The sequence below is a fragment of the Pigmentiphaga sp. NML030171 genome (assembly GCF_002188635.1).
Lineage (GTDB): Bacteria > Pseudomonadota > Gammaproteobacteria > Burkholderiales > Burkholderiaceae_B > Pigmentiphaga > Pigmentiphaga daeguensis.
Map to the genome: position 1 here is coordinate 221,328 of NZ_NINX01000015.1, position 25,610 is coordinate 246,937.

At 67.3% G+C, this 25,610-nt stretch carries 24 protein-coding genes; 9 read left to right on the forward strand and 15 right to left on the reverse strand.

Annotated elements, in window-relative coordinates; genetic code table 11:
* Position 1 precedes the first annotated feature (1 nt).
* The gene (locus CDO46_RS03570; RefSeq protein ID WP_087837288.1) at positions 2 to 331 is read right to left on the reverse strand and encodes a PepSY domain-containing protein; all 330 of its coding nucleotides are present in this window, start codon (positions 329 to 331) and stop codon (positions 2 to 4) included.
* 119 nt (positions 332 to 450) lie between these two features.
* Here CDO46_RS03570 and CDO46_RS03575 point away from each other — a divergent pair, with 119 nt between their 5' ends.
* Positions 451 to 747: a PepSY domain-containing protein gene (locus CDO46_RS03575; RefSeq protein WP_087837182.1), complete on the forward strand. Its 297-nt coding sequence runs from the start codon at positions 451 to 453 to the stop codon at positions 745 to 747.
* Between the two features lie 47 nt (positions 748 to 794).
* Positions 795 to 1,121: a hypothetical protein gene (locus tag CDO46_RS03580; RefSeq protein ID WP_087837183.1), complete on the forward strand. Its 327-nt coding sequence runs from the start codon at positions 795 to 797 to the stop codon at positions 1,119 to 1,121.
* Here CDO46_RS03580 and CDO46_RS03585 read toward each other — a convergent pair.
* The gene (locus CDO46_RS03585) at positions 1,113 to 1,913 is read right to left on the reverse strand and encodes a ferritin-like domain-containing protein (protein ID WP_087837184.1); all 801 of its coding nucleotides are present in this window, start codon (positions 1,911 to 1,913) and stop codon (positions 1,113 to 1,115) included. The two genes, CDO46_RS03580 and CDO46_RS03585, sit on opposite strands and share 9 nt — an antisense overlap.
* Before the next feature lie 245 nt (positions 1,914 to 2,158).
* Here CDO46_RS03585 and CDO46_RS03590 point away from each other — a divergent pair, with 245 nt between their 5' ends.
* Entirely contained in the window at positions 2,159 to 2,386 is a 228-nt protein-coding gene (locus tag CDO46_RS03590) for a glycine zipper 2TM domain-containing protein (RefSeq protein ID WP_087837185.1), read from the forward strand.
* A 109-nt stretch (positions 2,387 to 2,495) separates the two neighbouring features.
* Here CDO46_RS03590 and CDO46_RS03595 read toward each other — a convergent pair whose 3' ends face one another.
* From CDO46_RS03595 to CDO46_RS03610, 4 genes are read right to left on the reverse strand one after another with little or no spacing between them, the layout of a single operon-like run.
* Positions 2,496 to 3,494, reverse strand: coding sequence for a tripartite tricarboxylate transporter substrate binding protein (locus tag CDO46_RS03595; RefSeq protein WP_087837186.1), 999 nt, complete (start codon positions 3,492 to 3,494; stop codon positions 2,496 to 2,498).
* A gap of 49 nt (positions 3,495 to 3,543) precedes the next feature.
* Complete coding sequence (locus tag CDO46_RS03600) at positions 3,544 to 4,749, reverse strand: NAD(P)/FAD-dependent oxidoreductase (protein WP_087837187.1); 1,206 nt, start codon at positions 4,747 to 4,749, stop codon at positions 3,544 to 3,546.
* 47 nt (positions 4,750 to 4,796) lie between these two features.
* A complete protein-coding gene (gene gtdA, locus CDO46_RS03605; RefSeq protein WP_087837188.1) occupies positions 4,797 to 5,855 on the reverse strand; it encodes a gentisate 1,2-dioxygenase in 1,059 nt (352 codons plus the stop codon).
* Positions 5,856 to 5,890: 35 nt separating this feature from the next.
* Positions 5,891 to 6,763: a fumarylacetoacetate hydrolase family protein gene (locus CDO46_RS03610; RefSeq protein ID WP_087837189.1), complete on the reverse strand. Its 873-nt coding sequence runs from the start codon at positions 6,761 to 6,763 to the stop codon at positions 5,891 to 5,893.
* 225 nt (positions 6,764 to 6,988) lie between these two features.
* Here CDO46_RS03610 and CDO46_RS03615 point away from each other — a divergent pair, with 225 nt between their 5' ends.
* Complete coding sequence (locus CDO46_RS03615; protein WP_087837190.1) at positions 6,989 to 7,990, forward strand: hypothetical protein; 1,002 nt, start codon at positions 6,989 to 6,991, stop codon at positions 7,988 to 7,990.
* 150 nt (positions 7,991 to 8,140) lie between these two features.
* Positions 8,141 to 9,106 carry a hypothetical protein gene (locus CDO46_RS03620; protein ID WP_087837191.1) on the forward strand — a complete coding sequence of 322 codons (966 nt, stop codon included), beginning with the start codon at positions 8,141 to 8,143 and terminating at the stop codon, positions 9,104 to 9,106.
* 124 nt (positions 9,107 to 9,230) lie between these two features.
* On the opposite strand, the gene ettA is transcribed toward CDO46_RS03620, so the two are convergent.
* Together ettA and CDO46_RS03630 are read right to left on the reverse strand one after the other, a co-directional pair.
* A complete protein-coding gene (ettA, locus tag CDO46_RS03625; RefSeq protein WP_087837192.1) occupies positions 9,231 to 10,904 on the reverse strand; it encodes an energy-dependent translational throttle protein EttA in 1,674 nt (557 codons plus the stop codon).
* A 111-nt stretch (positions 10,905 to 11,015) separates the two neighbouring features.
* Positions 11,016 to 11,984: a tripartite tricarboxylate transporter substrate binding protein gene (locus CDO46_RS03630; RefSeq protein WP_087837193.1), complete on the reverse strand. Its 969-nt coding sequence runs from the start codon at positions 11,982 to 11,984 to the stop codon at positions 11,016 to 11,018.
* A 142-nt stretch (positions 11,985 to 12,126) separates the two neighbouring features.
* Between CDO46_RS03630 and ggt the strand changes: the two genes are divergently transcribed.
* Entirely contained in the window at positions 12,127 to 13,713 is a 1,587-nt protein-coding gene (ggt, locus tag CDO46_RS03635; protein ID WP_087837194.1) for a gamma-glutamyltransferase, read from the forward strand.
* Between the two features lie 29 nt (positions 13,714 to 13,742).
* Here the strand turns inward: ggt and yccS are convergent, their stop codons facing one another.
* The gene (yccS, locus tag CDO46_RS03640; RefSeq protein ID WP_087837195.1) at positions 13,743 to 15,962 is read right to left on the reverse strand and encodes a YccS family putative transporter; all 2,220 of its coding nucleotides are present in this window, start codon (positions 15,960 to 15,962) and stop codon (positions 13,743 to 13,745) included.
* Between the two features lie 184 nt (positions 15,963 to 16,146).
* On the opposite strand from yccS, the gene CDO46_RS03645 reads away from it, so the two are divergent.
* Complete coding sequence (locus tag CDO46_RS03645; RefSeq protein WP_087837196.1) at positions 16,147 to 17,118, forward strand: thymidylate synthase; 972 nt, start codon at positions 16,147 to 16,149, stop codon at positions 17,116 to 17,118.
* 7 nt (positions 17,119 to 17,125) lie between these two features.
* On the opposite strand, the gene CDO46_RS03650 is transcribed toward CDO46_RS03645, so the two are convergent.
* Positions 17,126 to 17,341 carry a tripartite tricarboxylate transporter substrate-binding protein gene (locus tag CDO46_RS03650; RefSeq protein ID WP_165963002.1) on the reverse strand — a complete coding sequence of 72 codons (216 nt, stop codon included), beginning with the start codon at positions 17,339 to 17,341 and terminating at the stop codon, positions 17,126 to 17,128.
* Between CDO46_RS03650 and CDO46_RS03655 the strand changes: the two genes are divergently transcribed.
* Positions 17,340 to 17,636 (forward strand): LysR substrate-binding domain-containing protein, encoded by a 297-nt coding sequence (locus CDO46_RS03655; protein WP_165963003.1) that lies wholly within the window; start codon positions 17,340 to 17,342, stop codon positions 17,634 to 17,636. The two genes, CDO46_RS03650 and CDO46_RS03655, sit on opposite strands and share 2 nt — an antisense overlap.
* A gap of 45 nt (positions 17,637 to 17,681) precedes the next feature.
* On the opposite strand, the gene CDO46_RS03660 is transcribed toward CDO46_RS03655, so the two are convergent.
* Positions 17,682 to 18,350, reverse strand: coding sequence for a dienelactone hydrolase family protein (locus tag CDO46_RS03660; protein ID WP_087837198.1), 669 nt, complete (start codon positions 18,348 to 18,350; stop codon positions 17,682 to 17,684).
* A gap of 188 nt (positions 18,351 to 18,538) precedes the next feature.
* Here CDO46_RS03660 and CDO46_RS03665 point away from each other — a divergent pair, with 188 nt between their 5' ends.
* Positions 18,539 to 19,030, forward strand: coding sequence for a dihydrofolate reductase (locus CDO46_RS03665; RefSeq protein WP_087837199.1), 492 nt, complete (start codon positions 18,539 to 18,541; stop codon positions 19,028 to 19,030).
* 1 nt (position 19,031) lies between these two features.
* Here CDO46_RS03665 and CDO46_RS03670 read toward each other — a convergent pair whose 3' ends face one another.
* The 4 genes from CDO46_RS03670 to CDO46_RS03685 form a co-directional block, all read right to left on the reverse strand.
* Positions 19,032 to 19,376: a hypothetical protein gene (locus tag CDO46_RS03670; protein ID WP_087837200.1), complete on the reverse strand. Its 345-nt coding sequence runs from the start codon at positions 19,374 to 19,376 to the stop codon at positions 19,032 to 19,034.
* An 11-nt stretch (positions 19,377 to 19,387) separates the two neighbouring features.
* A complete protein-coding gene (locus tag CDO46_RS03675; RefSeq protein ID WP_087837201.1) occupies positions 19,388 to 21,877 on the reverse strand; it encodes a penicillin acylase family protein in 2,490 nt (829 codons plus the stop codon).
* A 272-nt stretch (positions 21,878 to 22,149) separates the two neighbouring features.
* Positions 22,150 to 22,482: a P-II family nitrogen regulator gene (locus CDO46_RS03680; RefSeq protein WP_087837202.1), complete on the reverse strand. Its 333-nt coding sequence runs from the start codon at positions 22,480 to 22,482 to the stop codon at positions 22,150 to 22,152.
* A gap of 21 nt (positions 22,483 to 22,503) precedes the next feature.
* Entirely contained in the window at positions 22,504 to 25,605 is a 3,102-nt protein-coding gene (locus CDO46_RS03685; protein ID WP_087837203.1) for an efflux RND transporter permease subunit, read from the reverse strand.
* Between the last annotated feature and the right edge of the window lie 5 nt (positions 25,606 to 25,610).

Here is a 25,610-nt window from a genome sequence, read left to right on the forward strand (position 1 = left end):
TCTACTTGATCTTCAGGATTTCCAGGGTGCGGGCATCGATTTCGAGCTTCTTGCGCCGGCCGCTGGGTGGCAGGACCTTGACTTCGTAGACCCAGATTCCATCTTCGCGGTCGAGCTCGATCTCAATGATATCGCCGGGCACCTTGTCGCGCACCACGCCCAGCACATCGGACAGCGGGCGGATCTCGCCATGCACCAGCGCTTCGCGCGCGCAGTCCTGATCCCGCCTGCAGCGGTCGTCGCGGGCCAGGGCCGGAGCCATGGCGCAGGAGAGCGCCGCCGCGAGCAGGATCGCGGACAGGCGGGGGGAACGGCTGGATATTGCAGACATGGGCGGCACACTAACAGTCGCTGGCTGATAAAACGCTGACATCGGCGGTCAGGAACGCGAGGCGGGGGATGGCTATTCTGCCAGCCATGGACAACCCGCCAACACCAACGAGGAACACCATGCGCCTGCTGCCCGCCCTGACCATCGCCCTTGCCGCCACCGCCTCCTACGCCACCGCCGCCCAGGCCGCCGACAAGTGCGCCTATGTGCCCCACGACCGCTGGGTTCCCATCGACCAGGCCATACGCAAGGCCGAATCGCTGGGCTACGAAGTGCGCGAGGTCGAACGGGACGACGGCTGCTGGGAAGTCGAAGGCTTCGACAAGAACGGCGCCAAGATCAAACTGTACCTGGATCCGGCCACGGGCGAGGTGGTCAAGCCCTCGGACTGGCTGCCCCGCAGGAGCCGCCAATGATGGCCTCCCCTTCTGTCTGCCGCACGATAGCCTCGAGGAAAAATGCCGTGAACCAGCCCGCGTTCTCCGACAGCAGCGACGCCAGCCTGTTCGACGTCCAGCATGCTCCCGGCACCATCGGCGCCGACGCCGTCCTGCGCGGCCGGATCGAGTCGGCGCTGGCCGACCTCGGCCGGGCGCGCGAGGAATGCTTCGGCTACGCGGCCTATGGCGCGGTGGTGGCGGGGCTCAAGCGCGACTTCGCCATTCCGTCGTACCTACCGTGGACGGACATCTGGAACTGGCCCGCCGATCGGGCCGACGAAATCCTGAACTACCTGCACGGCCGCCACGCCGAGACCCTGGGACGGCCGGCGCAGCGGCGTTCAGCGTAAGGCGTAGTGCACCATGCGCGCCAGCGGCGGCTCGATGCCGTTCAGCACGCGAGCGGGCAGGTTCAGCGGCTTGAGGAACATCTTCACGCTCATGTCGGCGCTGACGTTGCGCTGGACCAGGCGCCGCGCATCGGCATTGATGCGATCGATCCATGCCTTGTCGTTCGCATGCTCGGGATGGCGATGGTTCAACACATGGCGGATGGCGCATTCGGCGTCGTCGTTGCGTATCTCCAGCAACCGCCGCACCAGCGCGCCCAGCACCTTCACGCGGCCATTGCCTTCCAGCGTGTTGTAGCGGTTGAAATAAAGATAGAAGTACTTGTAGTGGCGGACCTCATCCGTCCGGATGTTGGTGGTCAACTCGCGCAGCACGGGTTCGGGCGCGTACTCGGCCAGGCTGCGATACAGCGTGGCGGTACCCATTTCGACCACGCAGCGCGCGGCCAGCTCGAGGGCGCGCGTGGGTTCGAATTCCTCCAGCGTGCAACGCTTGGAATACTCGCCGAAGAAGCTGTCGAACGCCGCCTGCCAGTCGAAATCGGGCCAGACGTGTTCGATGTAGGCGCGCAGCGCGCGGCCGTGCTGCAGCTCTTCCTGCTCCCAGTGCTGGCCGAGCCAGGTCGCCACATCCTGGTCGTCCCGGTAGTAGTTCACCAGGTTGCGGGTATAGAGGTCGGAACCGCTTTCTATGAACGAAGCGCTGCACAGCAGGTAGAACAGCGTATCGTCGTCCTGCACCAGGCTCCGCTCGATGCGGTTCAGGTCGATATCCTCGAGCCGCCAAGGCATTTCCGTTGCAACAGCGTCCACCGAAAAATCTCCGAAGTTCGCAGTTCATCCTTGCAGCATAAGCCGAATCCGCCCTTGATTCGAGTCCCGACAGGCTTCCGGATGCATCCGCCCGGGGTTACTTTGTGTAATGCTTGTCGAGTTCGTTCACAGACAGTCCGGGGCGAATCTGTCACTGTTAACCCAAGCTGCGGCGCGACGGTCGATGCCGCCAGTACACGACTACGTACTATAGGGAGTCACTCATGAACAAGAATCTCATTGCCAAGCTGATGATCGGTGCTGCCATGGTGGTCTCGGCAGCGGGATGTGCCAGCTGGGACAGCATGTCCAGCCGGCAGAAGAGCACCGTGGTCGGTGCCGGCGTCGGCGGCGTGGCCGGTGCGGCGGTGACTGGCGGCGGCATTCTCGGCACGGTGGGCGGCGCGGCCATCGGTGGCGTGGTCGGCGACCAGATCGGCAAGCGCCGCTGATCCCGGGCCGGCTTCGGCCGGCCGCTTCCAGGCACGACAGCCCCGGCTCCTCGCGGAGATCCGGGGCTGTTGCTTTTATACGACAAGATGTATCAGGGTGGCGTGGCGCCTATTCCGGGAGGATGTTGGCCGCCTTCACGACCTCCCGCCACTTGGCCAATTCCGCCTTCGACAGCTCGCCCAGCGCCTGTGCGCTCATCGCGCGCGGCGTCATGCCTTGCTTGAGCAGGGTGCCGCGCACGTCGTCGTTCTCGAGCAGCCGGTTGAAGGCGCCGTTGTAGCGCGCGACCAGTTCGCCCTTCATGCCCTTGGGGCCCCATACCGCGTACCATGCGTCCGCGTCGTAGCGAGGCAGTCCCACGGCCGCCAGCGGAGGCACCGCGGGGTAGGCAGGATCCTGCTCGCGGCGGGACGCGCCCAGGATGACCAGGCGCTTCTCCTGCTGCATGGGCACGGCGACGTGCATGGGCTGGAACATGGCCTTGATGTGGCCGGCCAGCAGGTCGGTCGTGGCGCCGGCCGAACCCTTGTAGGGCACGTGCACCATGTTCAGCCCGAGCTGGGAGACGAGCATCTCCATGCACAGGTGGTGGAAGGTTCCCTTGCCGGGCGAACCGTAGTTGACCGTGCCGGGATGCCGCCGGACATACTCGATGAACTGGGCCAGCGTCGTCACGCCCAGCGACGGATGCACGCACAGCGCGAAGTTGGTCGACCCCAGCATGGCGATGGGCGTGAAGCTGTCGATGACGTCGAACGGCACCGAGGAATAGACCAGCGGCAGCGTGAGCGCCGTGTTCGTGCTGAACGCGATCGTATGGCCGTCGGGCGCGGCCTTGGCGACGGCGCTCAGGCCGATGATGCCGGAGGCGCCCGGCTTGTTCTCGACCACGAAGGTGCGGCCGGTCTGCTCGGCCAGCCGGGGCGAGAACAACCGTGCGCACAGGTCGGGCGTGGTGCCCGGCGTGAAGGGCACCACCACCTGGACGATCTTGTCCGCCAGGCCCAAGTCGTCTCCGGCGGCGACCAGGCGGCCCGGCACGAACGCGCCCGCCGCCAGCGTGGCGATGAACGCCCGGCGTCCGGAAAGGTTTGCGGAATCCTGCATGCTTGTCTCCTCGTTCTGTGTTCGGGATCGTGGCGCCGGCAGCCGCCGGCTATTGGATTTCGTTGGCCCGTCGCACGCTGGCGATCATGGACGAGTTGATCAGGTACTGGCGGTGGGCGTCGGGGTTTGCCACCGTGGCGCGCAATTCGTCCAGGCGTTCGCGGCGAACCTTGGCATCGCGCTCTTCCAACAGGCGCTTGTTGCGTATAGTGATGGCCTGCACGTATTCCACGTTCACCGTCCGGCGCTGGCGATGGTAGCGGTCGAGCAGGTCGTCGGGCGCGCCGTGCAGCATGACCTCGGCCAGCTTGCCGGTCAGGTTCATCGCATCGTGTATGCCGCTGTTCAGCCCCATGCCCCCCAGCGGATTGTTCACGTGGGCGGCGTCGCCGGCCAGGAACACCCGGCGGTCGCGGAAATCCTTGGCGACCCGCTGGTGGACGCGATAGACGCTCTTGTAGGGAATGTCGTAGTCCTGGTCCGGAGACAGGAAGCCCTTGATCTTGCCCTGCACGAAATCCGGCGCCAGCACCTCGGCTTCGTCCATGCCGGGGGCGATCGGGAACGCGATACGCCAGATCGGCGGCGGCCCGTCGTGGGGCTGGATGAAGATCGCGCTCCATTCGTCCGGATCGGCGATGTAGGCGTTGCCGGTATAGCCTTGCTGGCGCAGGTCGTAGCGCGTGGCGAACACCAGGAAACGTTCCGGCCAGGTGAAACCCTCGAACTCGGTGTCCATGGTCTTGCGCACGATGCTGCGCGCGCCGTCCGCGCCGATCAGGTAGCTGGCGCGGATCTCCTGCCGTCCATCGGGACCGGCCACCTGCACGGTGACGCCGTCGGCGTCCTGCTCATAGCCGGCGCACTGGTGCGCGAACAGCAGGCGCGCGTTGCGGTGTTCGCGCAGCGCCTCGGCCACGATGGCCGACAGCTTGTGCTGTTCCACGTGCAGGCGGAAAGGATACGGCGTCAGGTCGGCGATCATGCCCAGGTCGAACTGGGCCACCAGCCCTTCCTTGCGATCGCGTATCTGCCATTCGGGCACCCGCAGCGCCCGCGACCGCAGCGTTTCGCCTATGCCGAGCGTGTCGAGCATCTCGACCGTGGGCGGATGGAAAGTACCGGCCCGCAGGTCCTGGGGAATGTGGTCCTCGCTTTCCAGGACGACGACGTCCACGCCTTTCTGCGCGAGCGACAGGGCGGCCACCAGGCCCACGGGGCCGGCGCCGGAAATGACGACAGGATGCTGTTGCATGATTCGGTTCTACGATGACTGGAGTGATTCGGATACGGGACAGCCGGTCAATCCCGGCTTTCGCGCCACAAGCCCAGCAGTTCCTGCACCGGACGGTCGGAAAAGCTGAACAGGATCGAGGGTTCCCGCGCCACCAGCCGATGCGCGGTCCAACTGGGGATGACGAAGACGTCGTTGGGCTCGGCCATGAATACGCGATCGTCCAGGACGACCTCGACCCGGCCCTCGAGCACCGTGAACACCGTGCCCGACGAACATCGATAGGATGCCGTGGAGAAATCCCTGGGCAGCAACTGCGCATAGGCGCCCATGGTCGGCATGGGCGAGCCGCCGGTCAGCGGATCCACGTAGCGCAGCTTGTAGCCCAGGTGCGGATCGGGCGCGCCCGCGGCCTGCATGCCCAGCAGCGACTCGCGGGTGCGCTCGTACGGATAGCAGAACAGCGGCGAGGCGCGATTGGCCGGCGGCGTCCAATCCACCGGGGCGAGCCCGTTGCCATAGCGCAGCAGGCTGTCTCCCACCGGACGGCGCAGCTCCTGGCGGTCCTCGGACGAGGCCTCGGCGAAGCTGGCGTCCAGCATGGCGACCAGTTGCACGTCCAGTCCGTCGAGCCAGATCATCGGGGCGTCGCTGTCGTTGCCGTGGTCATGCCAGGTCCATGACGGCGTGGTGACGAAATCGCCGCGCCGCATGATGGTCTTCTCGCCCTCGACCGACGTATAGGCGCCGCTGCCTTCCAGGATCAGGCGCATCGCGGCCTGGCTGTGCCGATGGGCGCGCGCCACTTCGCCCGGCAGGATGGCCTGCAGGCCGGCGTACAGCGAGGTCGTGATGGCCGCCTTGCCCCGCAGCCCGGGATTCTCGAGGATGAGCACGCGGCGCTCGGCTTCCTCGGCGGTGATGAGCGAGGTCGCCTCGGTCAGGTAGGGCCGCACCTTGCCGTACGACCAGTGGGCCGGCTGGCAATCGGAACGCGGCGTCCGCGTGACCAGGTTATGCAGCTGTTCCCACAGCGGCGCGAGATTGTCGGCGCCGATGCGGGCGTAGAACGCCTCGCGTTCGGCCCGCGTTGCCGCGGCTGCCGGTTCTTGCCTGGAATCGTTCATGTGTCTCCTCCGCCCTGCGGCGTCTCCGGCGGCGCTCAGCGCACCGCCACGTCCATCTCGCCCAGACCCTCGATGCGGGCATGCATGACGTCGCCCGGCTGCACCGTGTTCACGCCCTCGGGCGTGCCGGTCATGATGACGTCGCCCGGATACAGGGTGTAGACGTGCGAGGCCACTTCGATCAGTTCGGCGATGCCGGTGATGAGGTCGCGCGTATTGGCGCGCTGGCGGGGCTCGCCGTTGACGTCGATCGAGAAATCCAGATTGCCCGGATCGGCGATCTCGTCCGCCGTCACCAGCCAGGGGCCGAGCACGGTATAGCTGTCCGCCGACTTGCGATAGCTGCGATCCTCGGTACCGCGCACGGTCATGTCCAGGCCGATGCAGTAGCCGGCCACGTAGCCCATGGCGTCGGCGGCCGGAATGTCCTTGCCCTGCTTGCCGATCACCACCGCGAGTTCCACCTCGTGGTCGTTGCGCCTGCCCGGGAAGGCGATGCGCACGCCCTGGCTCGCGCCCACCACCGACTGCGCCGATTTCAGGAACACGCCGAACTTGGCGACCGGGCTCTTGAAGCCTTCGTAGTGGGCGATGTGCACGTTGTTGTGGATCTGGGAATCGGCCAGCGACTCGTCCACGTGGGCATGGTAGTTCAGCGGCGCGGCGATGACCTTGGACGGCGTGGCGACCGGGCTCAGCAGCCGGACGTCGGCCAGGCGCCGCGTGGCGGCGCCGGCCTTGGCGGCCTGGATGGCGGGAATCAGTTCGCCCAACCGTTCGATGAACAGATCGCCGGGCGGCACGGGCCAGGCCAGCGCGGGCAGTTGGTCTTTCACGGACGACACGTCGTAGACGGTGTCTCCTTCCACGAGGCCGATCCGGCCTTCGTCGTAGCGGCAAATCTTCATTTGGTCTCCGGTGCCGCTGGGCGGCGGCCATGAAAAATTTTGAGCACGTTCAATTTTAGGGAAACCGGGGGCCGCTAGTCAAGGCGGATGGATCCGATGGATCGCACATTGCGGACGCTTGCGCATCCCCTTGTTGGGGGATGCAGCGGCACGCACCGCAACCTCATACTCCGCCTATCCACAACATGCGCGGCGGAACCGCGCGATTTCACGGGGGAACCTGACATGAAGAAGCACATCAAGACAGCCGGCTCCGTTCTCGCCCTGGCCATCCTGGCCGCCTGTGGCGGGGGCGATGGGAGTTCGAGCGGTTCGGGAGGGAGCGGCGGCGGGGACGGAGGCGGAAGTGGCGGCGGCACGCCGGCCCCCCTGTACACCAAGCAGCAGATGGAATGGGCCGGCCATGAGAGCTTCTACACCTCGGTAGGCGTCACCCAGATCCCCGGCTTGATTGCCCAGGCGAGCCTGGGTTTCGTCCGCTATGCCGTCGAGCACGACATCACGACGGATTCGGAAGAATGCGACGGCGACTCGCCCGGCACGGTTACCGCCACGTTCACCGATGGCAATGGCAACCACAAGATCGACAACGGCGACAAGGTCACCTTCAAGCTCGTCAACTGCCGTGGCCCGGTCGGGGATGAGCTGGTCGATGGCACGGTCACCATCACCTACAGCAACGTGACCGGCGACCTCCTGGACGGATCGGCATCTTCCGGCGCCACCATGACCATCCCGCTGGCGGACTTCAAGCTGGACGGCAGCGAGACCCTGAACGGGACGGTCGTCATCGACTACGCACGTGACACCAAGGATACGGTGGACGACAGCGACGACACACTTTCGGTCCAGACCACAGCCGATCAACTGGACATCGGCTACTCCCAGGACGGCAAGAGCTACGCCACGCGCATCGAAGACTATTCCAGCGATTACACCTATGGGAGCGAAACCCGGCTGTACACATTCTCGGCCATCGGCTATCGCACCAGCGGAACGGACCCCCTGCTGGGCGCGTTCAACCACACCGTCAAGATGACCACGCCCCTCGTCTATTGGCGTGATCTGGGCGACGGTTCACCCGACGCGGGAGCATTCGAGACGAAAACCCCTGGTGAAACCATCACGACGACGATCGTCTTGACGGACACCGAGGATCTGGTCGAAATCAAGTCGACCTCCGGCCTTTCGTCGAAAATGGATTTCGCCGCCTTCGACGATCTCTGAGCCTTCCCCGCGAGCATCCCCGCGTCTTCCGCTAGCGGCCCGGTTTCCTCCGGGCCGCTTTTCGTCGGAAGCAGGACTTTAGTCCAATGTGCCGCGCCATCGGCGCTGGCAAGATGCCCTCCACTATTTCCATCGGGGGCGGGGAGCGTCATGAAACCGGGACTGAAGACGGCCGGCGCGCTGGCATTGACGGCACTGCTGGGCGCGTGCGGCGGGGGCGGCGGAGCCGAGAGCAAGAACGACACCCCGCCACCGATGACCCAGGGCGAACTGCGCACGTTTTCCAGCAGCGCCTACACCACGGGACTCTTCCTGCCGTATTTCGCGCTGGGCTACGTCAACGCCCTGATCACCCATGTCGGCGACGGCATGCCCGAAGGGCCGCAGCCGTGCGCGGAGGGGAAAGGCAGCCGCACCTCTGTCTACACCGATGCCGACCATGACGGGAAAATCAGCGCCGGCGACTCGTTGGCGATAGACATGACCGATTGCGCCACGCGGGGCCTGGGCGAGGCGCTGAACGGGCAGGTCAGGATCCTGGTGCGGGAAGTCCAGGGCGATCTTGTCGACGGGTTCAACACCTCGGGCGTCTTCACGCTTGAAGCCCCTGACCTGGCGCTCTCGGCCAACGAATCGATCGCCGGCACGCTGCAAGTCCGGTTTGAACAGACCACCCACGACATACCCGAGGACTCGGCCACGCCCGACGACATCGAGGAGATCCTGAACGTCAGCCAGTCCGGTGGCGATTTCAAGGTCCGCTACACGGAAGATGGCAAGACCTATGGCAATGCGATCAGCGACTATGCCGCCGAATCGCACTACCTGTGCGCCACCGGGACCGAACGCTATACCGCGCTGCAATTCTCCAGCCGCGGGCAAAGCGTCAACGTCGGCGACTTCGAGCAGCGCACGAAGCTGATCGACCCGCTGGTCTTCGTCCATGCCGAAGACGGCGGCGCGCCAGGCCCGATCTCCGGCCGCTTTACCGTGGAGACCCGGGGGGAAACGATCACGACCACGTTCAGCAGCCCAGCCGCGGGCGCCAGCAACGTACTGATCGAATCTTCGTCCGGCGTGCGGTGGAGCGGCTCGTCCGACGACGGCGAGCTTTAAGGCCTGTTCACGCTAGAAGGAGGCTCGCACAGGCCGGGAATGGACTCCTGTCTTCGATCGCTGAAAGCATCGGGGCCCGGCCTGCCTGGGCAGGACCGGGCCCCGGAACACGCCGAAGCGTCCGTTACTTCAGCGGCTTGAACCGCACCCGCTTGGGCTTGGCGCCTTCCTCGCCCAGGCGGCGCTTCTTGTCGGCCTCGTATTCCTGGTAGTTGCCGTCGAAGAACACCACCTGCGAATCGCCCTCGAACGCCAGGATATGCGTGGCGATCCGGTCCAGGAACCAGCGGTCGTGGCTGATCACCATGACGCTGCCGGCAAACTCCAGCAGGGCATCCTCCAGCGCGCGCAGGGTTTCCACGTCCAGGTCGTTGGACGGCTCGTCCAGCAGCAGCAGGTTGCCGCCGGCCAGCAGGGTCTTGGCCAGGTGGAGCCGGCCGCGCTCGCCGCCCGACAGGTTGCCCACGGTCTTGTTCTGGTCGCCGCCCTTGAAGTTGAAGCGGCCCAGGTAGGCGCGCGATGACATCTCGAAGCGCCCCACCGTCAGGATGTCGGCGCCGTCGGCCACGGCGTCGAACACGGTCTTGGTGTCTTCCAGCGCATCGCGCATCTGCTCGACGTAGGCCAGCTTGACGGTCGACCCGCGCACGACTTCACCGCTGTCGGGCTGCTCCTTGCCGGCGATCATGCGGAACAGCGTCGACTTGCCGGCACCGTTGGGGCCGATGATGCCGACGATGGCGCCGGCCGGCACCTTGAAGCTGAGATCGTCGATCAGCAGGCGGTCGCCATAGCCCTTGCTGACGTTCTTGAATTCGATGACCTCGTTGCCCAGGCGCTCGGCCACGGGAATGAAGATCTCGGAGGTCTCGTTGCGCTTCTGGTATTCGTGCGAGCTGAGCTCCTCGAAGCGGGCGATGCGCGCCTTGGACTTGGCCTGGCGCGCCTTGGGGTTCTGGCGCACCCACTCCAGTTCCTTCTTGATGGTCTTCTGGCGGGCGGATTCGTTGGCCTCTTCCTGCTTGAGGCGGTCTTCCTTCTGCTCCAGCCAGGAGCTGTAGTTGCCCTTCCATGGAATGCCGTGACCACGGTCCAGTTCCAGGATCCATTCGGCGGCGTTGTCCAGGAAGTAGCGATCGTGGGTGACCGCGACCACGGTGCCCGGGAACTTCTGCAGGAACTGCTCCAGCCAGTCCACGCTTTCCGCGTCCAGGTGGTTGGTGGGCTCGTCCAGCAGCAGCATGTCGGGCTTGGACAGGAGCAGGCGGCACAACGCCACGCGGCGCTTCTCGCCGCCCGACAGGTGGCCCACCACCGCGTCCCACGGCGGCAGCCGCAGGGCGTCGGCGGCGATTTCGAGCTGGTGCTCGATGTCGTCGTTGCCGCTGCCGCTGCCCGCCGCGATGATGGCCTCGAGCTCGGCCTGCTCGGAGGCCAGCGCGTCGAAGTCGGCATCGGGCTCGGCATAGGCCGCATAAACCTCGTCCAGCCGCTTCTTGGCGGTGAACACGCCTCCCAGCCCGGTCTCGACCGCCTGGCGCACGGTGTGCTCGGGATCGAGCTGCGGCTCCTGGGGCAGGTAGCCGATGCTCAGGTTCGGCATGGGGCGGGCTTCGCCCTCGATGTCCTGGTCCACGCCGGCCATGATCTTGAGCAGCGTGGACTTGCCTGCGCCGTTCAGCCCGAGCACGCCGATCTTGGCGCCCGGGAAGAACGACAGCGAGATGTCGCGCAGGATCTGCCGCTTGGGCGGCACGATCTTGCCGACGCGATTCATGGTGAAAACGTATTGGGCCATGGGTGGACGTACGAAAAGGAAAAAGGGCGCGGGGCCGGCTCGGCCGGCCCCGCTGTGGCGAAGCAGACAGTGTAGGCCGGTTCGCGCGGGAAAGGCGAACCGGCGGCCGCGCTACTCCAGCTTGATGCCGGCCTGCCGGATGATGTCGCGGTTGTTGTCGTACTCGGCGCGGATCAGGCGCGCGAACGCCGCGGCGCTGCCGCCGGTGGGCACGTTGTCGCTGCCGACCAGGCGCGCGCGCAGGTCCGGCTGCGCCAGGGCCTTGTTGATCTCGGCGTTCAGCCGGGCCAGCACCGCCTCGGGCGTGCCCGCCGGCGCGAAGACCCCGAACACCGACATCAGGTTGGCCTTGGGAAAGCCTGCCTCGGCGAAGGTCGGCACGTCGGGCAGGAAATCGATGCGTTCCGGCGCGCCCACGGCCAGCGGCCGCAGCTTGCCGGCCTTGATGTGGCCGTTCAGCACCGGGCCCAGATTGGTGGACAGCAGCTCGAACTGGCCGCCCAGCGCATCGTTCTGCTGCTGGCCGCCGCCCTTGTAGGGAATGTGAGTGATGTCCACGCCGGCCGCGCGCTTGAACTGTTCCAGCGTGATGTGGCCGACCGTGGCCAGGCCCGAGGTGCCCCAGCGCAGCGCGCCCGGGCGGCTGCGCGCCTGCCCGACCACGTCGGCCAGGCTCTTGCCCTGGAACGCCGGCGTGCCCAGCAGCACGACCGGCGAATACATCACGCTGGCGACCGGCGCGATGTCCTTGAACGGATCGTAGTTGACCCGGCCCAGCAACGGGTTCAGCGACAGCGGGCTGATCGAGGAAAATCCGACGGTGTAGCCGTCGGGCGCAGCCTTGGCGACCGCGTCCATGCCCAGCGTGCCGCCGGCGCCGGCCCTGTTTTCGACGATGACGGTCGTGCCGAGCTGGCCGCCGAGCTTGTCGGCCAGGGCGCGCGACACGATGTCGCTGACCCCGCCGGGCGGATAGGCGACGATGATGCGCACGGGCCTGGCGGGCCAGGTCTGGGCCGAGGCGGCGGTGCCGGCCAGCGCCAGCAGGCTGGCGCACAGGGGAAGCAGGATACGGTTCATGGTGGTGGCAAGGGAAGCGGCCGCGACGAAAGCCCCGGATGGCGCGCCGGCGCGGCCCGGCGGACGGCGTCCATTGTAGTGGAGTGCCGCGGCCCGGCCCTTGGTATGCTGTGTCCCAGGACGACTTCCCGTAAACGACGCCATGCTGCCCTTCGACTGGAATTTCCCCTATCCCTCGCAGAAGATGCCGCTGCTGGCGGCCAACGCCGTCAGCACCAGCCAGCCGCTGGCCTCGCAGGCCGGCCTGCGCATGCTGTACGAGGGCGGCAACGCCGTCGATGCCGCGCTGGCGGCCGCCATGGTGCTGACCGTGGTCGAGCCGGTCATGAACGGCATAGGCGGGGACCTGTTCGCCATCCTCTGGCACGAGGGGCGCCTGCACGGCATCAACGCCAGCGGCCGCTCGCCCGCCGCCTGGACCCTGGACCACTTCCGCGGCCGTGCGTCCATGCCGGTCACCGGATGGGATGCCGTCACGGTGCCCGGCCAGGTCGCGGGCTGGCGCGCCCTGTCGGAACGCTTCGGCAAGCTGCCCTTCGAGCAATTGGTGCAGCCCGCCCTGCACTATGCCCGGGAAGGCTTCCAGGTCACCCCGCAGATCGCCCGCCTGTGGGCCCGCCAGGCCCCCAACCTGGCCAAGGAGCCCGGCTTCGCCGAGGCCTTCTTCCGCGACGGCCGCACGCCCAGCGCCGGCGACCGCTGGCGCTTCCCCGAACAGGCCGACACCCTGGCCGACATCGCCCGGACCGGCGGCGACAGCTTCTATCGCGGCGCGCTGGCGCAGAAGATCGTCGACTTCGCGCAGCGCACCGGCGGCACGATGACCCTGGCCGACCTGGCCGCCCATGAAGTGCAATGGGTCGAACCCTTGCGCCAGGACTTCCGCGGCTACACCCTGCACGAGATCCCTCCCAGCGGCCAGGGCATCGCCGCCCTGGCCGCGCTGGGCATGCTCGAGCACCTGGACCTCGAAGGCATGGGCCTGGACAGCCCCGCCATGTACCACGCCATGGTCGAGGCCATGAAACTGGCCTTCTCCGACCTGCACGAACACGTCGCCGACCCCGACGCCATGCGCCTGGGCCCCACCGACCTGCTGGACCCGGCCTACCTCGCGCAACGCGCCGCCCTGATCGACCCCGCCCGCGCCACCACTCCCACCGCCGGCACCCCCAAGCTGGGCGGCACCGTCTACCTGGCCGCCGCCGACGCCGACGGCACCATGGTCTCGTTCATCCAGTCCAACTTCCAGGGCTTCGGCTCGGGCGTCGTGGTGCCCGGCACCGGCATCTCGCTGCACAACCGCGGCATCGGCTTCAACCTGCGTCCCGGCCACGTCAACTGCGTCGCCCCCTCGAAGAAACCGATGCACACCATCATCCCCGGCTTCGTCACCCGCAACGGCCAGCCCGTCATGGCCTTCGGCGTCATGGGCGGTTCGATGCAGGCGCAGGGCCACATGCAGATGATGGTGCGCCTGGGCGCCTTCGGCCAGAACCCCCAGGCCATGAGCGACGCCCCGCGCTTCCGCGTGGAACCCGGCGAGGTCCGCCTGGAAGCCCACACCCCCGCCGCCGTGGTCGACGGCCTGCGCAAGCTGGGCCACACCGTCGAAGTCTCGGAACGCCACAGCCTGGACTTCGGCACCGCCCAGCTGATCTACCGCAGCGACGAAGGCTACATCGCCGCCTCCGACTCCCGCCGCGACGGCCAGGCCGTCGGCTATTAGCGCCCGGCCCAACGAGTCGGCGGCCCGGCCTACACCGGTGCGGGCTGGTCCGCCGACTCCTCCTCCACTTCCCGAGTCTCCAACCGGACCAACCGTCCCCCCACCCTCCGCAAGGGCTCCAGCAACCCCGCCATCAACCCCAGCTGCGTCAACACCAACCGGTGCCCATCATCGGCGTCGTCCTCGGGCAACTGCTCCAGCGCCCGCGCCAACGCCCCTTCCTCGCCCGCGCCGGCATCCAGCCCCCCCTTCCCCGCCAACCCCGCCGCAATCCCGTCCAGCGCCTCGATCACTGCCATCGTCATCCGCGCGATCTGCGCATCGCTCGCATGGTCCGACAGGCTTTCCCGATGCGCCCCCAGCCCCGACAGATAATTCAGCAAGGTGTGCGACAACGTCAGGAACCGCAGTCCCGCGTCCGCGTCCCGCCGGAAATGCCCCGGCTCGGCCAGCATGTTCGACATCGCCATCGACAGGGCCGCGTCCGCATTGTGCGCATTGCGCCGCGCCAGCCGATAGGCCAGGTCGTCGCGCTTGCCCGTCTCGTACTGGATCATGATCTCGCGCAGGTAACGGCTGTTCGCGGCCAGTGCATTGGCCGCCACCTGCGTCAGCCGGCGCCCCTGCCAGTCGGGCATCACCACCAGCACCGCCAGGCCCGCGATGCCCGCGCCGATCAGCGTATCCACCAGGCGCGGCACGAACAGATCGTAGCCGTTGCCGATCTGGTTGAAACACAACAGCACCAGCACCGTGATCGCCGCCGTCCCGATCATGTAGCGCGTGGAACGCGTCGCGAAGAACGCCACGCCCGCCACCACCGCGAACAGCGCCTGCACCAGCAGGCTCGAGAACAGCTTGAACAGCACCCATCCCACCAGCAGCCCCAGCACCGTACCCAGCACCCGCTGCACCAGCCGGGTGCGCGTGGCGCCATAGCTCGGCGCGCAGACGAACAACGTCGTCAGCACGATCCAGTATCCCTGCTGCGGATGGACCAGATGCAGCATCCCGTAGCCCGCCGCCATCGCCAGTGTCAGCCGCACGGCGTAGCGGAACACCGGCGCCCCCGGCGTCAACTGCAGCCGCACGCGGTCGAAGGCCTCGCCCATCGACTGGGGCGAGCGGTCCAGCAGGCTGTTGTCCTGCTGCTGCTCGTCCAGCTTGTCGGGGTTGCTCGCGCTGCCCAGCCGCCGGTCCAGTTCCGCCAGGTTGGCCGACAGCGCGTTCACCGACCGCAGCAACCGCGCCCATTCCGGGCGCCCCTGCCGCCGCAGATGCTCCAGCGAGGCGTCCAGGTCGGCCCGGGCCTGCCGCGCCTCGTCCCCGGCATCGAAGGGCAGGCGCATCCGTATCGCCCGCGCCAGGCGGCGGCAGGCCTGCCCTTGCAGGCCCAGCAGCCGCTGGCAGCGGAACATGATGTCGCTGTGGAAGAATGCGTCGGCCAGTTCGTCATAGGGGTAGTGCGAGGAACTGGCGCGTTCGTGCACGTCCTGCGCAATGAAATACAGGCGCAGATAGCGCGCCGTCTTGCGGCCCGGCCGGCTCTGGCCCAGGCGGCTGAAGATGCTTTCCTTGGCCGCGTTCAGCGCCGCCACCACCTTGCCGTTGAGCTGCGCCAGCTCCAGCCGGCGGGCCTCCAGGTCGATGCCGCGCACGGGCTCGAACAGCGAGCCCTTCAGCACCAGGTAGTCGCCCAGCACGGCATACAGCCGCGCCAGCCGCTGCTGCACGGGCTGGTGCACGAACAGCGCCGCCCACATCACCGACAACAGGCCGTACCACGCCGCCCCCGCCATCAGCAGCGCCGGCTCGTGCCAGAAGCCGCCCTGGCCCCTGCCCTGCTCCACGCCGATGGTGGTGTAGATGGCCAGGATCAGGGTCGCGTATCCGATCGCGCGGTAGCGTTCGCCGATGGCCCCCAGCATGGTCAGGCAGAACGTGGACAACACCATTCCGGCCAGGAACAGCCATGGGTGGGGAAACAGGGCCTTGACGGCGACGGCCGCCACGGCGAAGCAGGCCAGCGTGACGACCTGGGCCAGCAGGCGGCCGCGCCAGTTGTCGTCGGTCTCGGCCAGCGCGCAGGCGATGACCCCCAGGAAAGCCGGAATGACCAGGTCCATCCGGTCGTGCCACCAGCACAGCGCCATGACGCTGGCCAGGGCGATGAACACGCGCAGGCTGTAGACGAAGGTGTCGTGCGCCCAGAGGCGGCGCAGGGTATCGGGAATGGAGGCGGGACGCATGGGCGCAGCAAGGAACGAGCAGACGTAACTATCGCACGCAGGACTCGTGCCAGGGCCCCCGGGGCATACGACGGCCGCCCGGGTTGCGCGGACTTCACGCCACCTGGCCGGACCCGGCGGCATGCGATAATCGGGACCGGCGGGCGTCTTCGGCCCGCCCGTCGCATCTGTGCAGCCCAGGCCCATGAAACAATACCTCGACCTCGTCCAATCCGTCCTCGACAACGGCTCGTGGCAAGTGAACCGAACGGGCATCCGCACCCTCAGCCTGCCCGGCGCCTCGCTGCGGTTCGACCTGCGGCAGGGCTTTCCCGCCGTCACCACCAAGAAGCTGGCGTTCAAGTCCGCCATCGGCGAACTCGTGGGCTTCCTGCGCGCCTCGCGCAATGCCGCGGAGTTCCGCGCGCTGGGCTGCAAGGTCTGGGACCAGAACGCCAACGAGAACGCGCAATGGCTGGCCAATCCCTATCGCGAAGGCGAGGATGACCTGGGTCCGGTCTACGGCGTCCAGTGGCGCCAATGGCCGGCCTACAAGGTACTGGACGCATCGCGCACCGCCCAGTTGCAGGACGCGCTGGGCCGCGGCTATGCCCGCGTGGCCGAGTTCGACGAGGACGGCGCGCGCAAGGTGCTGCTCTACAAGGCCGTCGACCAGTTGCGCCAGTGCCTGGACACCATCCACAACAATCCCGGCGATCGCCGCATCCTCTTCCATGGCTGGAACTGGGCGCAGATCGAGGAAATGGCGCTGCCGCCCTGCCATCTGCTCTATCAGTTCCTGCCCAACGCCACCACGCGCGAGATCTCGCTGTGCCTGTACATCCGGTCCAACGACATCGGCCTGGGCACGCCGTTCAACCTGACCGAGGGCGCCGCGCTGCTGCACCTGGTGGGCCGGCTGACCGGCTACCAGCCGCGCTGGTTCAGCTATTTCATGGGCGATGCCCATATCTACGAAAACCACCTGCCCATGCTGCGGGAACAACTGACCCGCACGCCCTTCCCCGCGCCGCAGCTGGCCCTGTCGGACCGCATTCCCGACTATGCCGTCACCGGCAAGTACGAGCCGGAGTGGCTGGAACGCGTGGAGCCGGGCGATTTCTCGCTGGTCGGTTACCAGCACCACGCGCCGCTGACGGCGCCCATGGCCGTCTAGGGCCGGTTCACCCGGGCGCCAGGCCCAACGCCTCCAGTTGCCGCGCGACGTCCGGCAATTTCACGATGGCCGCGATCTCGCCCTGCAGCTTGTCGATGATCGCCTGCGGCGTCCCGGCCGGCGCCATCACGCCATACCACGAATTGATCTCGTAATCGGGAAAGCGCTCGGCGATGGTGGGCAGTTCCGGCTGCAGCGCCGGGCTGATGGTGATCGGCCCCATGTGCGAGCGCACCTTCGAGCAGCACGGCTTCCCGATGCCGGCCGATTTCGTCGAGGCGCTGTCAGTACAGTTCGTGCTGGCGAACCTCCAGCAGACCGATGCCATCGCCACCATGACGCGCGACATCGCCCACCACTACCGTCGCCAGGGCCTGGTGTCGGTGCTGCCTTTCAATTTCCCGAAATTGATGCGCCCCTTGGGCATCACATGGAACCGCGACCGGACCATGTCCCCCAGCACCACGCTGCTGATCGAATGCCTGGAGGAGGCCGCCGCGTCCGGCGCGCCGGCCTAGGGGGCCTGTTCCCCTGGGACCCGCGGCCGGACCGGCGTACCCGCGTCAGCCCACGTGCTGGCGCAGGAGCTCCAGCGAGCGCGACAGCGCCAGGTCGGCGCTGGGCTTGTCGTACGAACCGCGCATGTCGCAGTTGAAACCGTGGCCGGCCGCATAGGTGTGGACGATCACCTCGGGCTGCGCGGCGCGGACCTTCTCGACGTCGGTCATCGGAATGGCGTGGTCCTTCTCGCCGAAATGCGCCATGGTCGGGATGCGGGGCTTCTTGTCGGCCATGCCGGCGATGCCGCCGCCGTAGTACGGAATGGCGGCCGACAGGCCATCCAGGCGTCCCGCGGCGGCCCACGCCACCGTGCCACCCCAGCAATAGCCGACGATGCCGACCTTGCCCGCCTCGCTGGCGATGGCCAGGGCGGCGGCGACGTCCTTCAGGGCGTTGTCGATGGAGACCTTCTGCATCAGTTCGCGCCCCTTGGCGATGTCGTCGGGCTCATAGCCCAGTTCGACGCCCGGCTGGACGCGGTCGAAGAACGCGGGGGCGATGGCCAGGTAGCCTTCCTGGGCATAGCGATCGCACACGCTGCGGATGTGGACGTTGACGCCGAAGATCTCCTGGCACACGATCAGGCCGCCGCGCGGCTTGCCCGCGGGGTCGGCACGATAGGCGGAAATGGTGACACCGTCGGAGGCGGTCAATTCGATCTGCGTTCCCATGATTCCCTTGTCGATTGGTGATGAATGATTGTCGTTGCGGTCCGGCCGCGGCGCGAACCGGGCCCACAGCCTTGCGTTGTATCAGAAATCCCGCGGGCTGGCAGCCTCCCGTCTCAACGGGCGAGCCACCGGAGGCCCGGGAGGTTCGTGCTAGATTGCGGTCTGGATACGCCAGACTTTTCCCCGCCATGCCCGCCCAGCTCATCCTTGTCGTCGCCTACGCCCGCAACCGCGTCATCGGACGCGACAACGCCCTGCCCTGGCGCCTGCGCGGCGACCTGGCGCATTTCAAGCGCACCACGCTCGGCCATCCCATCGTCATGGGACGCAAGACCTGGGAATCGCTGGGCCGGCCGCTGCCGGGCCGCCGGAACATCGTCATCACCCGCGATCCGGCCTATGCGGCCGAGGGCGCGACGGTGGTGCACACGCTGGAGGATGCCCTGGCCGTGGCCGGGGACGCCGCCCGGGTGTTCGTGATCGGCGGCGCGCAGATCTATGCCGCGACGCTGGATCGGGCGGACACCATCATCGCGACGGAAGTGCACGCGGACGTGCCGGGCGACGCCTGGTTTCCCTTGCTGCCCGCCGGCCAATGGCGCGAATCCTCGCGCGAGGCCCAGCCGCCCGAGGACGGGCTGGGCTACGACTTCGTCACCTACGACCGGATACGGGCTTAGGCTAGGCCAGCGTGCGCCCGGCCAGGCCGTGCAGCCAGGCCATGAACGGCAGGGTCAGCAGGACGCGCTCCCCACGCGTTTCCTGGCCCGCCGCCAGGGCCAGCGGGCAGAAATCCGGCGACAGCATCACCGAATGCAGGGGCGAACCGGGCTGCTGCCGGCGGCACAGGGTGGTCTCGGACTCCAGCCAACCCATGCCCAGCGTCGCGCTGCGCTTGACCAGCAGCGTGGCCTGCCGGTCCGGCACGTCCAGCACCAGCAGCGTGACGCGGCTGCCGGCGATGGCGCCGGCGGCGAGCGCCGCCAGCACCACCAGCACCGATGCGATCACGATCGGTTTGCGCATCGCCGCCTCCCTCAGCGCGCCACGGGACGCAGGGTCCACGAATCGGCCTTCACGGCATCGATCGCGCCGCGGCTATAGACCATCGGGAAGTAGTCGCCCTTGGCCCAGGCCTCCAGCAGGTTGTCGTAGTACGGGCTTGCCGGATCGGCGGACTGCCCCGGCACGTTGATCGCGAGCGACTTGTCCCAATCGGCCACGTCGATGATCTGCCGGTAGGATGCGCCGCTGGTCACGCGGAAATCCGACGTCCGGTAGGAAGCGCGGTGGACGGTATCGCCGGTCCCCCCGACGGGGAAGCGCTGCGTGGCCAGGTCGCCGGCCGTGCCGGCATCGAGGAACGCGGCCAGTTCGTGGTCGAACTTGATGTGGTGCAACGACCCCCACTTCCACGTCGAGACGTCCCCGCCCAGCCGCGTCTTCAGGTCGCCCATGGCCGACTTCAGCGTGTCCAGCAGCAGCGCGTTGCGCCCCGCCACGGGATCGGGCCCGAACACCGCATCCGGCGACGCGAGCCGGGCGAACACCACGGGCTTGGACAGCGTACCGAACACCGAACGCCCCGCAGGCGGCACGATGAGACTGGTCACCTGCGCGGACACCTTGGGCAGCCAGGCCTCGAAGATGGTGGCGGCCACGGAGTCGACGCTGGCCACGTAGTCCCAGGCACGCAGGCGCTGCAAGGCCTCGGCCACGTCCGCATCGCCGGAGTTCAGGCCCGCCAGCATGGGAACCAGCGTGCGCGCGGGTATCGACAATTCGTCGATCTGCAGCTTGGCCGAGTCCCGCACGGTGTGCCGCGTGGAGGTCTTGAGCACCTCGACGATGCGGTCGTAGCGATAGGGTTCGGCCCAGCCCATGGTGTTGGTCAGGTCGCGGTAGGCGTAGTCGTCGGGCACGTTGTACTGGTTGGCCGTGGCGAAGAAACCCTCGCGGGGGTTCAGGATGCGCGGCAGCAGCGAGCCGGACAGGTAGCCCGCCCATTCGTAGCGCCCGTCGCCCGGCACCGGCAGCAGCCCCGACCAATCCGGGTTGGGCCGTATCGGCACCAGCGAACCGCCGAACCAGCCGATGTTGCCGTCCACGTCGGCATAGACCATGTTCTCGCCGGGCGTGAAATGGCGCGCCATGCCTTCGCTGAACTCGGTCCAGTTGCTGGCCTGGTTCAGCCGCAGGCTGGCCAGGTAGGCCGCGGTGCCCGGGAACTCCAGGTAGGCGGCGCGCACGGCGTAGGCCTTGTTGGCGGCGGCGTCCTCGTACACCACCGGGCCGTGGCGCGTGAATTTCAGTGTCACGCTCTGCTCGGCCTGGCCGCGCACGGGCACTTTTTCCTCCACCTTCCTCATGGTTTCCCATGCCCCCTTGTAGCGGTACTGGTCGGGGTTGGCCGGATTGGTCTCGTAGACGTACAGGTCTTCCTCGTCGCCGTAGGCGAAGATGGTCAGGCCGAACGCGATGCGTTCGTTGTGCCCCATCGACACGCCGGGCAGCGCGGGTTCGCCGGCCCCGATCACGTTCCAGCCTGGCGCGTGCAGGTGCACCATGTAGCGCAGCGAAGGCATGCTGATCGCGCGGTGCGGGTCTCCGGCCAGGATAGGCTTGCCGGATGCCGTGCGATCGCCGGACACGGTCCAGTTGTTGCTTTCGTGCTGGAGGGCCAGCAGTTCCTCGGGCTCGCGCTTGGCGGTGCCGCCGCTGGCCGACAGGGCCGAGGCCAGGCGCTCGCGATCGGCCGGCGCCAGCGGGCTGCGCGGGAAATCCCCCACCTCGAACGCCATGCCGTTGCGCGCCAGCTGATACTCGGCCAGGATGGCCGTGGTCAGGGTCCCGACGTCCAGTCCGGCCGGCACTTGCAGGGTCTTGACCGGCTGCTGGTCGGTCAGCTCCTGGGTGGTCGCCAGGCCGACGGCCGCGATGCGGCGCGCCATGGAGATCTCGGTGCTGACGTTGCGCGTGATGCCGTAGATGCGGATCAGCGACGACGTGGGCGACCAGCGGCCGGGTTCGGTGCCGGTCAGGCGGAACTCGATGGGCAGCTTGGCGGGATCGGCCTTGACCTCGTCGATGTAGGCGTTGATACCGTCGGAGAACGCGGTCAGGATTTCCTTGCCCTGCGGGTGGTAGCTGGCGAACTCCGCCTCGGCATCGCCGCGGAACAGGAACTTGCGTGCCGCGCGATCGGCCGGCACGAAGCGGGCACCGAACTGCTCGGCCATCTTGCCTTCGCCGCGCCGCCTCCACTGGTCCAGTTGCCAGAGGCGGTCGCGCGCGGCGTTGTAGCCCTGGGCGAAGAACAGGTCGCGCTGATTCTGGGCAAAGATGTGGGACACGCCATGACGGTCCCGTACGATCTCCACTTGCTCCTTGACGCCCGGCACCTGGGTGCCCGGACCCGGCGGGGGATTCGAGCCTCCGCCGTCACCATCGCCGCCTCCGCCACAGGCGGCCAGCAACAAGGCGGCCGCCGCCAACGACGACCATCGGATTCGTCCGTACCTGTCCATGTCTGTCTCCGTTTTTTCTTTGCGACACTTCAGTCATTGCGTCCACCGCACCGATGCGGCGGGCCGCCTTACGCCATGCGCTTTTTCTTTCTCTCCCCTTGCAGATGAACCGCCCCATGGGCGGGACGGCAGGCGGACCGCGCAATATCCATGCCATCGAGCACGGGCCGCGTGCATGCGAAAACCGGCCCCCATGGGGGCCGGCATTGCCATATCTCAGAAAAACAACGAAAAATTTGTCCGGACAACCGCACTCGGCGGTCCCGCCCGGATCAGCCGCCCCGCTGTCCCGGCTGCCACAGATAGTCGCAACGCGCCACCTCGCTCATCCAGACCAGCCCGTCGCCGACGTGCCCGGTCGTGGCCGCCTGCTTCAGGGCCTGGTACAGGACATCGGCGTGGTCGTCCGCCGCCACCATCTCGATGCGCACCTTGGGCGAGAAATCCAGCAGCTCTTCCTTGAGGTTCTGCGGCTGGTGCCGCCCCGGCGCGCTGCACCCTTCCACGTGACTGACGGTCATGCCCGGAAAACCCGGCGTGCGCATCAGCGCCTCGCGTACGTCGTCCAGGCGCACCGGCCGTATGATCGCCTTGATTTCCTTCATTCGATTTCTCCTTGCGTTCGCCTATGCCTCGGGCGATTCCTCGTCGAACCAGCGGTACAGCGTGGGCAGCACCAGCAGCGTGAGCAGCGTGCAGGTGATCAATCCACCGATCACGACCACCGCCAGCGGCCGCTGCACTTCCGAGCCCGGTCCCGTGGCGAACAGGAAAGGGACGAGGCCCAGCATGGCCACGGTCGCCGTCATCATGACCGGCCGGAACCGCATGGTCGCCCCTTCCACCACCGCCTCGGCCAGCGGCATGCCCTCCATCCGCAGCTTGCGTATGTAGGACACCATCACCACCCCGTTCAGCACGGCGATGCCCCACAGCGCGATGAAGCCCACCGACGCCGGCACGGACAGATACTCGCCCGTCACGAACAGGGCAATGATGCCGCCGATGGAGGCGAACGGCAGCACGGTGATGATCAGCGTCGCGTAGCGCACCGAGTTGAACAGCAGGAACAGCAGGAAGAAGATGGCGGCCACGGTGGCGGGCACGATGATGGACAGGTGGCCCAGCGCTCGTTCCATGTTCTGGAACTGCCCGCCCCATTCCAGGTAGTAGCCCGTGGGCAGTTGCACCTTGCCCTGCACCGTCTGCTGCAACTCCGCCACGAATCCGCCCAGGTCGCGGTCCTGCACGTTGATGGCAACCACCACGCGCCGCTTGCCGCCCTCGCGGCTGATCTGCGCCGGCCCGTCGCGTACCTCGATGGCGGCCAGGCTCTCCAGCGGCACGCGCACACCATGCGGCGTGGTAAGCAGGATCTGGCGGATGGCCTGCACGCTGCCGCGGAACTCCTCGGGCAGGCGCACGGCCGCCGAGAACCTGCGCTCGCCCTCGTAGATCTCGGTGGCCGTCTTGCCGGCGATGGCCACCTCGATCACGTCGTGCACGTCCGACACGTTCAGGCCGTAGCGGGCAATGGCCTGGCGATCGATGTTGATGGACAGGTACTGCTGGCCGCTGACCCGGTCCACCCGCACGTCGCGCGCACCCGGCACCGTCTCGGCCACCCGCGCGATCTCCTGGGCCTTTTGCAGCAGCCGGTCCAGGTCCTCGCCGAACACCTTGACCGCCACGTCCGAGCGCACGCCGGTGACCATTTCGTCGACCCGGTCGGAAATGGGCTGCGCCATGATGATCTGCGCGCTGGGAATCACCTCCAGGCGCTTGCGGATCTCCTCGGCGATGGTGTCCTGGGTCCAGCCCTCCGGCCACTCGTCCTGCGGCTTGAGGCTGACGATGGGCGTGGACTCGTTCTGCGCCTGCGGGTCGGCGGGACTCTCGCCGCGGCCCACCCCGGAGATCGCCGATTTCACGCCGGGCACGCCCATGACGATCTTCATGGCCTGGCGCTCCAGTTCGATCGATTCCTCGAGCGAGATGTTGGGCACGCGGTTGATGCCCGGCACGATCGATCCCTCCTTCATCTCCGGGATGAAGGAGGTGCCCAGGAAAGGCAGCACGGCCACCGACGCGCCGAAGGCAAGCACGGCCATCACGACCGTCTTCTTCGTGTTGCGCAGCACCCAGTCCAGCATGCGCAGGTAGCGCCGTTTCATGAAGGCGATCATGCGCGTGTCGTGCTCGGCCCCGCCCTTGAGCAGATAGGAGGACAGCACCGGCGACAGGGTCAGCGACAGCACCAGCGAGATCGCCAGCGCGATGGCGATGGTGTAGGCCAGCGGCGCGAACATCTTGCCTTCCATGCCCTGCAGCGTCATCAGCGGCAGGAACACCAGGATGATGATGCCGATGCCGAACACCACCGGTGTCGCCACCTCGGCCACCGCCTTGAGGATGATGCGGACCTTGCGCTCGCCGCTTTCCTTGGCATGGCCCAGGTGGGCGAAGGCGTTCTCGACCACGACCACGGAGCCGTCCACCATCAGTCCGATCGCGACCGCCAGCCCTCCCAGCGACATCAGGTTGGCCGATATGCCCAGCCGGTTCATCGCGAAGAAGGTGAGCAGCGGCGTCAGCACCAGGGTCGCCACGACGATCAGCGAGGACCTCACGTCGCCCAGGAACAGGAACAGGATCACGACGACCAGCACGACGCCCTCCAGCAGCACCTTGGCCACCGTCCACAAGGCCGCGTCGACCAGCTCGCTGCGATCGTAGTAGGGCACGATCTGCAGGCCGTCGGGCAGCATGCCCTGGCCGTTGATCTCGGCCACACGCTGCTTGATGCGCGCCACCACTTCCTTGGCGTTGCCGCCGCGCATCATCATGACGATGCCGCCCACGGACTCGGTCACGCCGTTCTTGACCACGGCGCCGTAGCGGACCTCGTGCCCCATCCCGACCTCGGCCACGTCCCGCACGTACACGGGCGTGCCGTTGGATTCGGCCAGCACGATGTTGGCGATGTCCTGCAGGTTCTCGATCAGGCCCACGCCCCGTATCAGGTACTGCTCGGCGTAGTGAGGCAGGATGCCCCCGCCCGAGTTGGCGTTGTTGCGCGCCAGCCCTTCGTACACCTGGTGCAGCGTGATGCCGTAGTGGCTCATGCGGTCCGGGTTGACCCGGACCTGGTACTGCTTCACGTAGCCACCCTGCGAATTGATCTCGGCCACCTGCGGAATCGAACGCAGCAGCGGACGCACCACCCAGTCCTGGACGATGCGCCGTTCCGTCAGCTCCTTCTGCGTCAGTTCCCGATCGCCGTCGTCGGGCCTATCCAGCGTGTACTGGTAGACCTCGCCCAGGCCCGTGGACACGGGCCCCAGCACGGGCGTCACGCCGGTGGGCATGCGCGAGCCGATCTCGATCAGCCGTTCCATCACCAGCTGGCGCGCGAAATAGACATCGGTCGCGTCGGTGAACACCAGGGTGATCAGCGACAGCCCCGGCTTGTTCAGCGAGCGCATTTCCTCCAGCCCGGGCAGGCCGGTCATCGCGATCTCGATGGGCACGGTCACGAAGCGTTCGACTTCCTCCGGCGAGCGGCCGGTGGCGTCGGTGGCGATCTGGACCTGGACGTTGGTGACGTCCGGGAAGGCATCCACCGACAGCTTGCGCATGGCGTCCAGGCCGACCACGAGGGCCACCACCGCCAGCACGGCGATGATCAGCCGCTGCTGCAGGGCAGCGCGGACGATTTTCTCGAGCATGATCG

Bases quoted from the DNA above. Each gene is read 5' to 3' on its own strand.
- CDO46_RS03620 (WP_087837191.1), top strand. From the start codon at position 8,141: ATGAAACCGGGACTGAAGACGGCCGGCGCGCTGGCATTGACGGCACTG.
- CDO46_RS03685 (WP_087837203.1), bottom strand. From the start codon at position 25,605: ATGCTCGAGAAAATCGTCCGCGCTGCCCTGCAGCAGCGGCTGATCATC.
- CDO46_RS03645 (WP_087837196.1), top strand. From the start codon at position 16,147: ATGAAACAATACCTCGACCTCGTCCAATCCGTCCTCGACAACGGCTCG.
- gtdA (WP_087837188.1), bottom strand. From the start codon at position 5,855: ATGAACGATTCCAGGCAAGAACCGGCAGCCGCGGCAACGCGGGCCGAA.
- CDO46_RS03680 (WP_087837202.1), bottom strand. From the start codon at position 22,482: ATGAAGGAAATCAAGGCGATCATACGGCCGGTGCGCCTGGACGACGTA.
- ettA (WP_087837192.1), bottom strand. From the start codon at position 10,904: ATGGCCCAATACGTTTTCACCATGAATCGCGTCGGCAAGATCGTGCCG.
- CDO46_RS03570 (WP_087837288.1), bottom strand. From the start codon at position 331: ATGTCTGCAATATCCAGCCGTTCCCCCCGCCTGTCCGCGATCCTGCTC.
- CDO46_RS03615 (WP_087837190.1), top strand. From the start codon at position 6,989: ATGAAGAAGCACATCAAGACAGCCGGCTCCGTTCTCGCCCTGGCCATC.
- CDO46_RS03610 (WP_087837189.1), bottom strand. From the start codon at position 6,763: ATGAAGATTTGCCGCTACGACGAAGGCCGGATCGGCCTCGTGGAAGGA.
- yccS (WP_087837195.1), bottom strand. From the start codon at position 15,962: ATGCGTCCCGCCTCCATTCCCGATACCCTGCGCCGCCTCTGGGCGCAC.
- CDO46_RS03630 (WP_087837193.1), bottom strand. From the start codon at position 11,984: ATGAACCGTATCCTGCTTCCCCTGTGCGCCAGCCTGCTGGCGCTGGCC.
- CDO46_RS03655 (WP_165963003.1), top strand. From the start codon at position 17,340: ATGTGCGAGCGCACCTTCGAGCAGCACGGCTTCCCGATGCCGGCCGAT.
- CDO46_RS03595 (WP_087837186.1), bottom strand. From the start codon at position 3,494: ATGCAGGATTCCGCAAACCTTTCCGGACGCCGGGCGTTCATCGCCACG.
- ggt (WP_087837194.1), top strand. From the start codon at position 12,127: ATGCTGCCCTTCGACTGGAATTTCCCCTATCCCTCGCAGAAGATGCCG.
- CDO46_RS03665 (WP_087837199.1), top strand. From the start codon at position 18,539: ATGCCCGCCCAGCTCATCCTTGTCGTCGCCTACGCCCGCAACCGCGTC.
- CDO46_RS03600 (WP_087837187.1), bottom strand. From the start codon at position 4,749: ATGCAACAGCATCCTGTCGTCATTTCCGGCGCCGGCCCCGTGGGCCTG.
- CDO46_RS03590 (WP_087837185.1), top strand. From the start codon at position 2,159: ATGAACAAGAATCTCATTGCCAAGCTGATGATCGGTGCTGCCATGGTG.
- CDO46_RS03675 (WP_087837201.1), bottom strand. From the start codon at position 21,877: ATGGACAGGTACGGACGAATCCGATGGTCGTCGTTGGCGGCGGCCGCC.
- CDO46_RS03575 (WP_087837182.1), top strand. From the start codon at position 451: ATGCGCCTGCTGCCCGCCCTGACCATCGCCCTTGCCGCCACCGCCTCC.
- CDO46_RS03670 (WP_087837200.1), bottom strand. From the start codon at position 19,376: ATGCGCAAACCGATCGTGATCGCATCGGTGCTGGTGGTGCTGGCGGCG.
- CDO46_RS03650 (WP_165963002.1), bottom strand. From the start codon at position 17,341: ATGGGGCCGATCACCATCAGCCCGGCGCTGCAGCCGGAACTGCCCACC.
- CDO46_RS03660 (WP_087837198.1), bottom strand. From the start codon at position 18,350: ATGGGAACGCAGATCGAATTGACCGCCTCCGACGGTGTCACCATTTCC.
- CDO46_RS03585 (WP_087837184.1), bottom strand. From the start codon at position 1,913: ATGCCTTGGCGGCTCGAGGATATCGACCTGAACCGCATCGAGCGGAGC.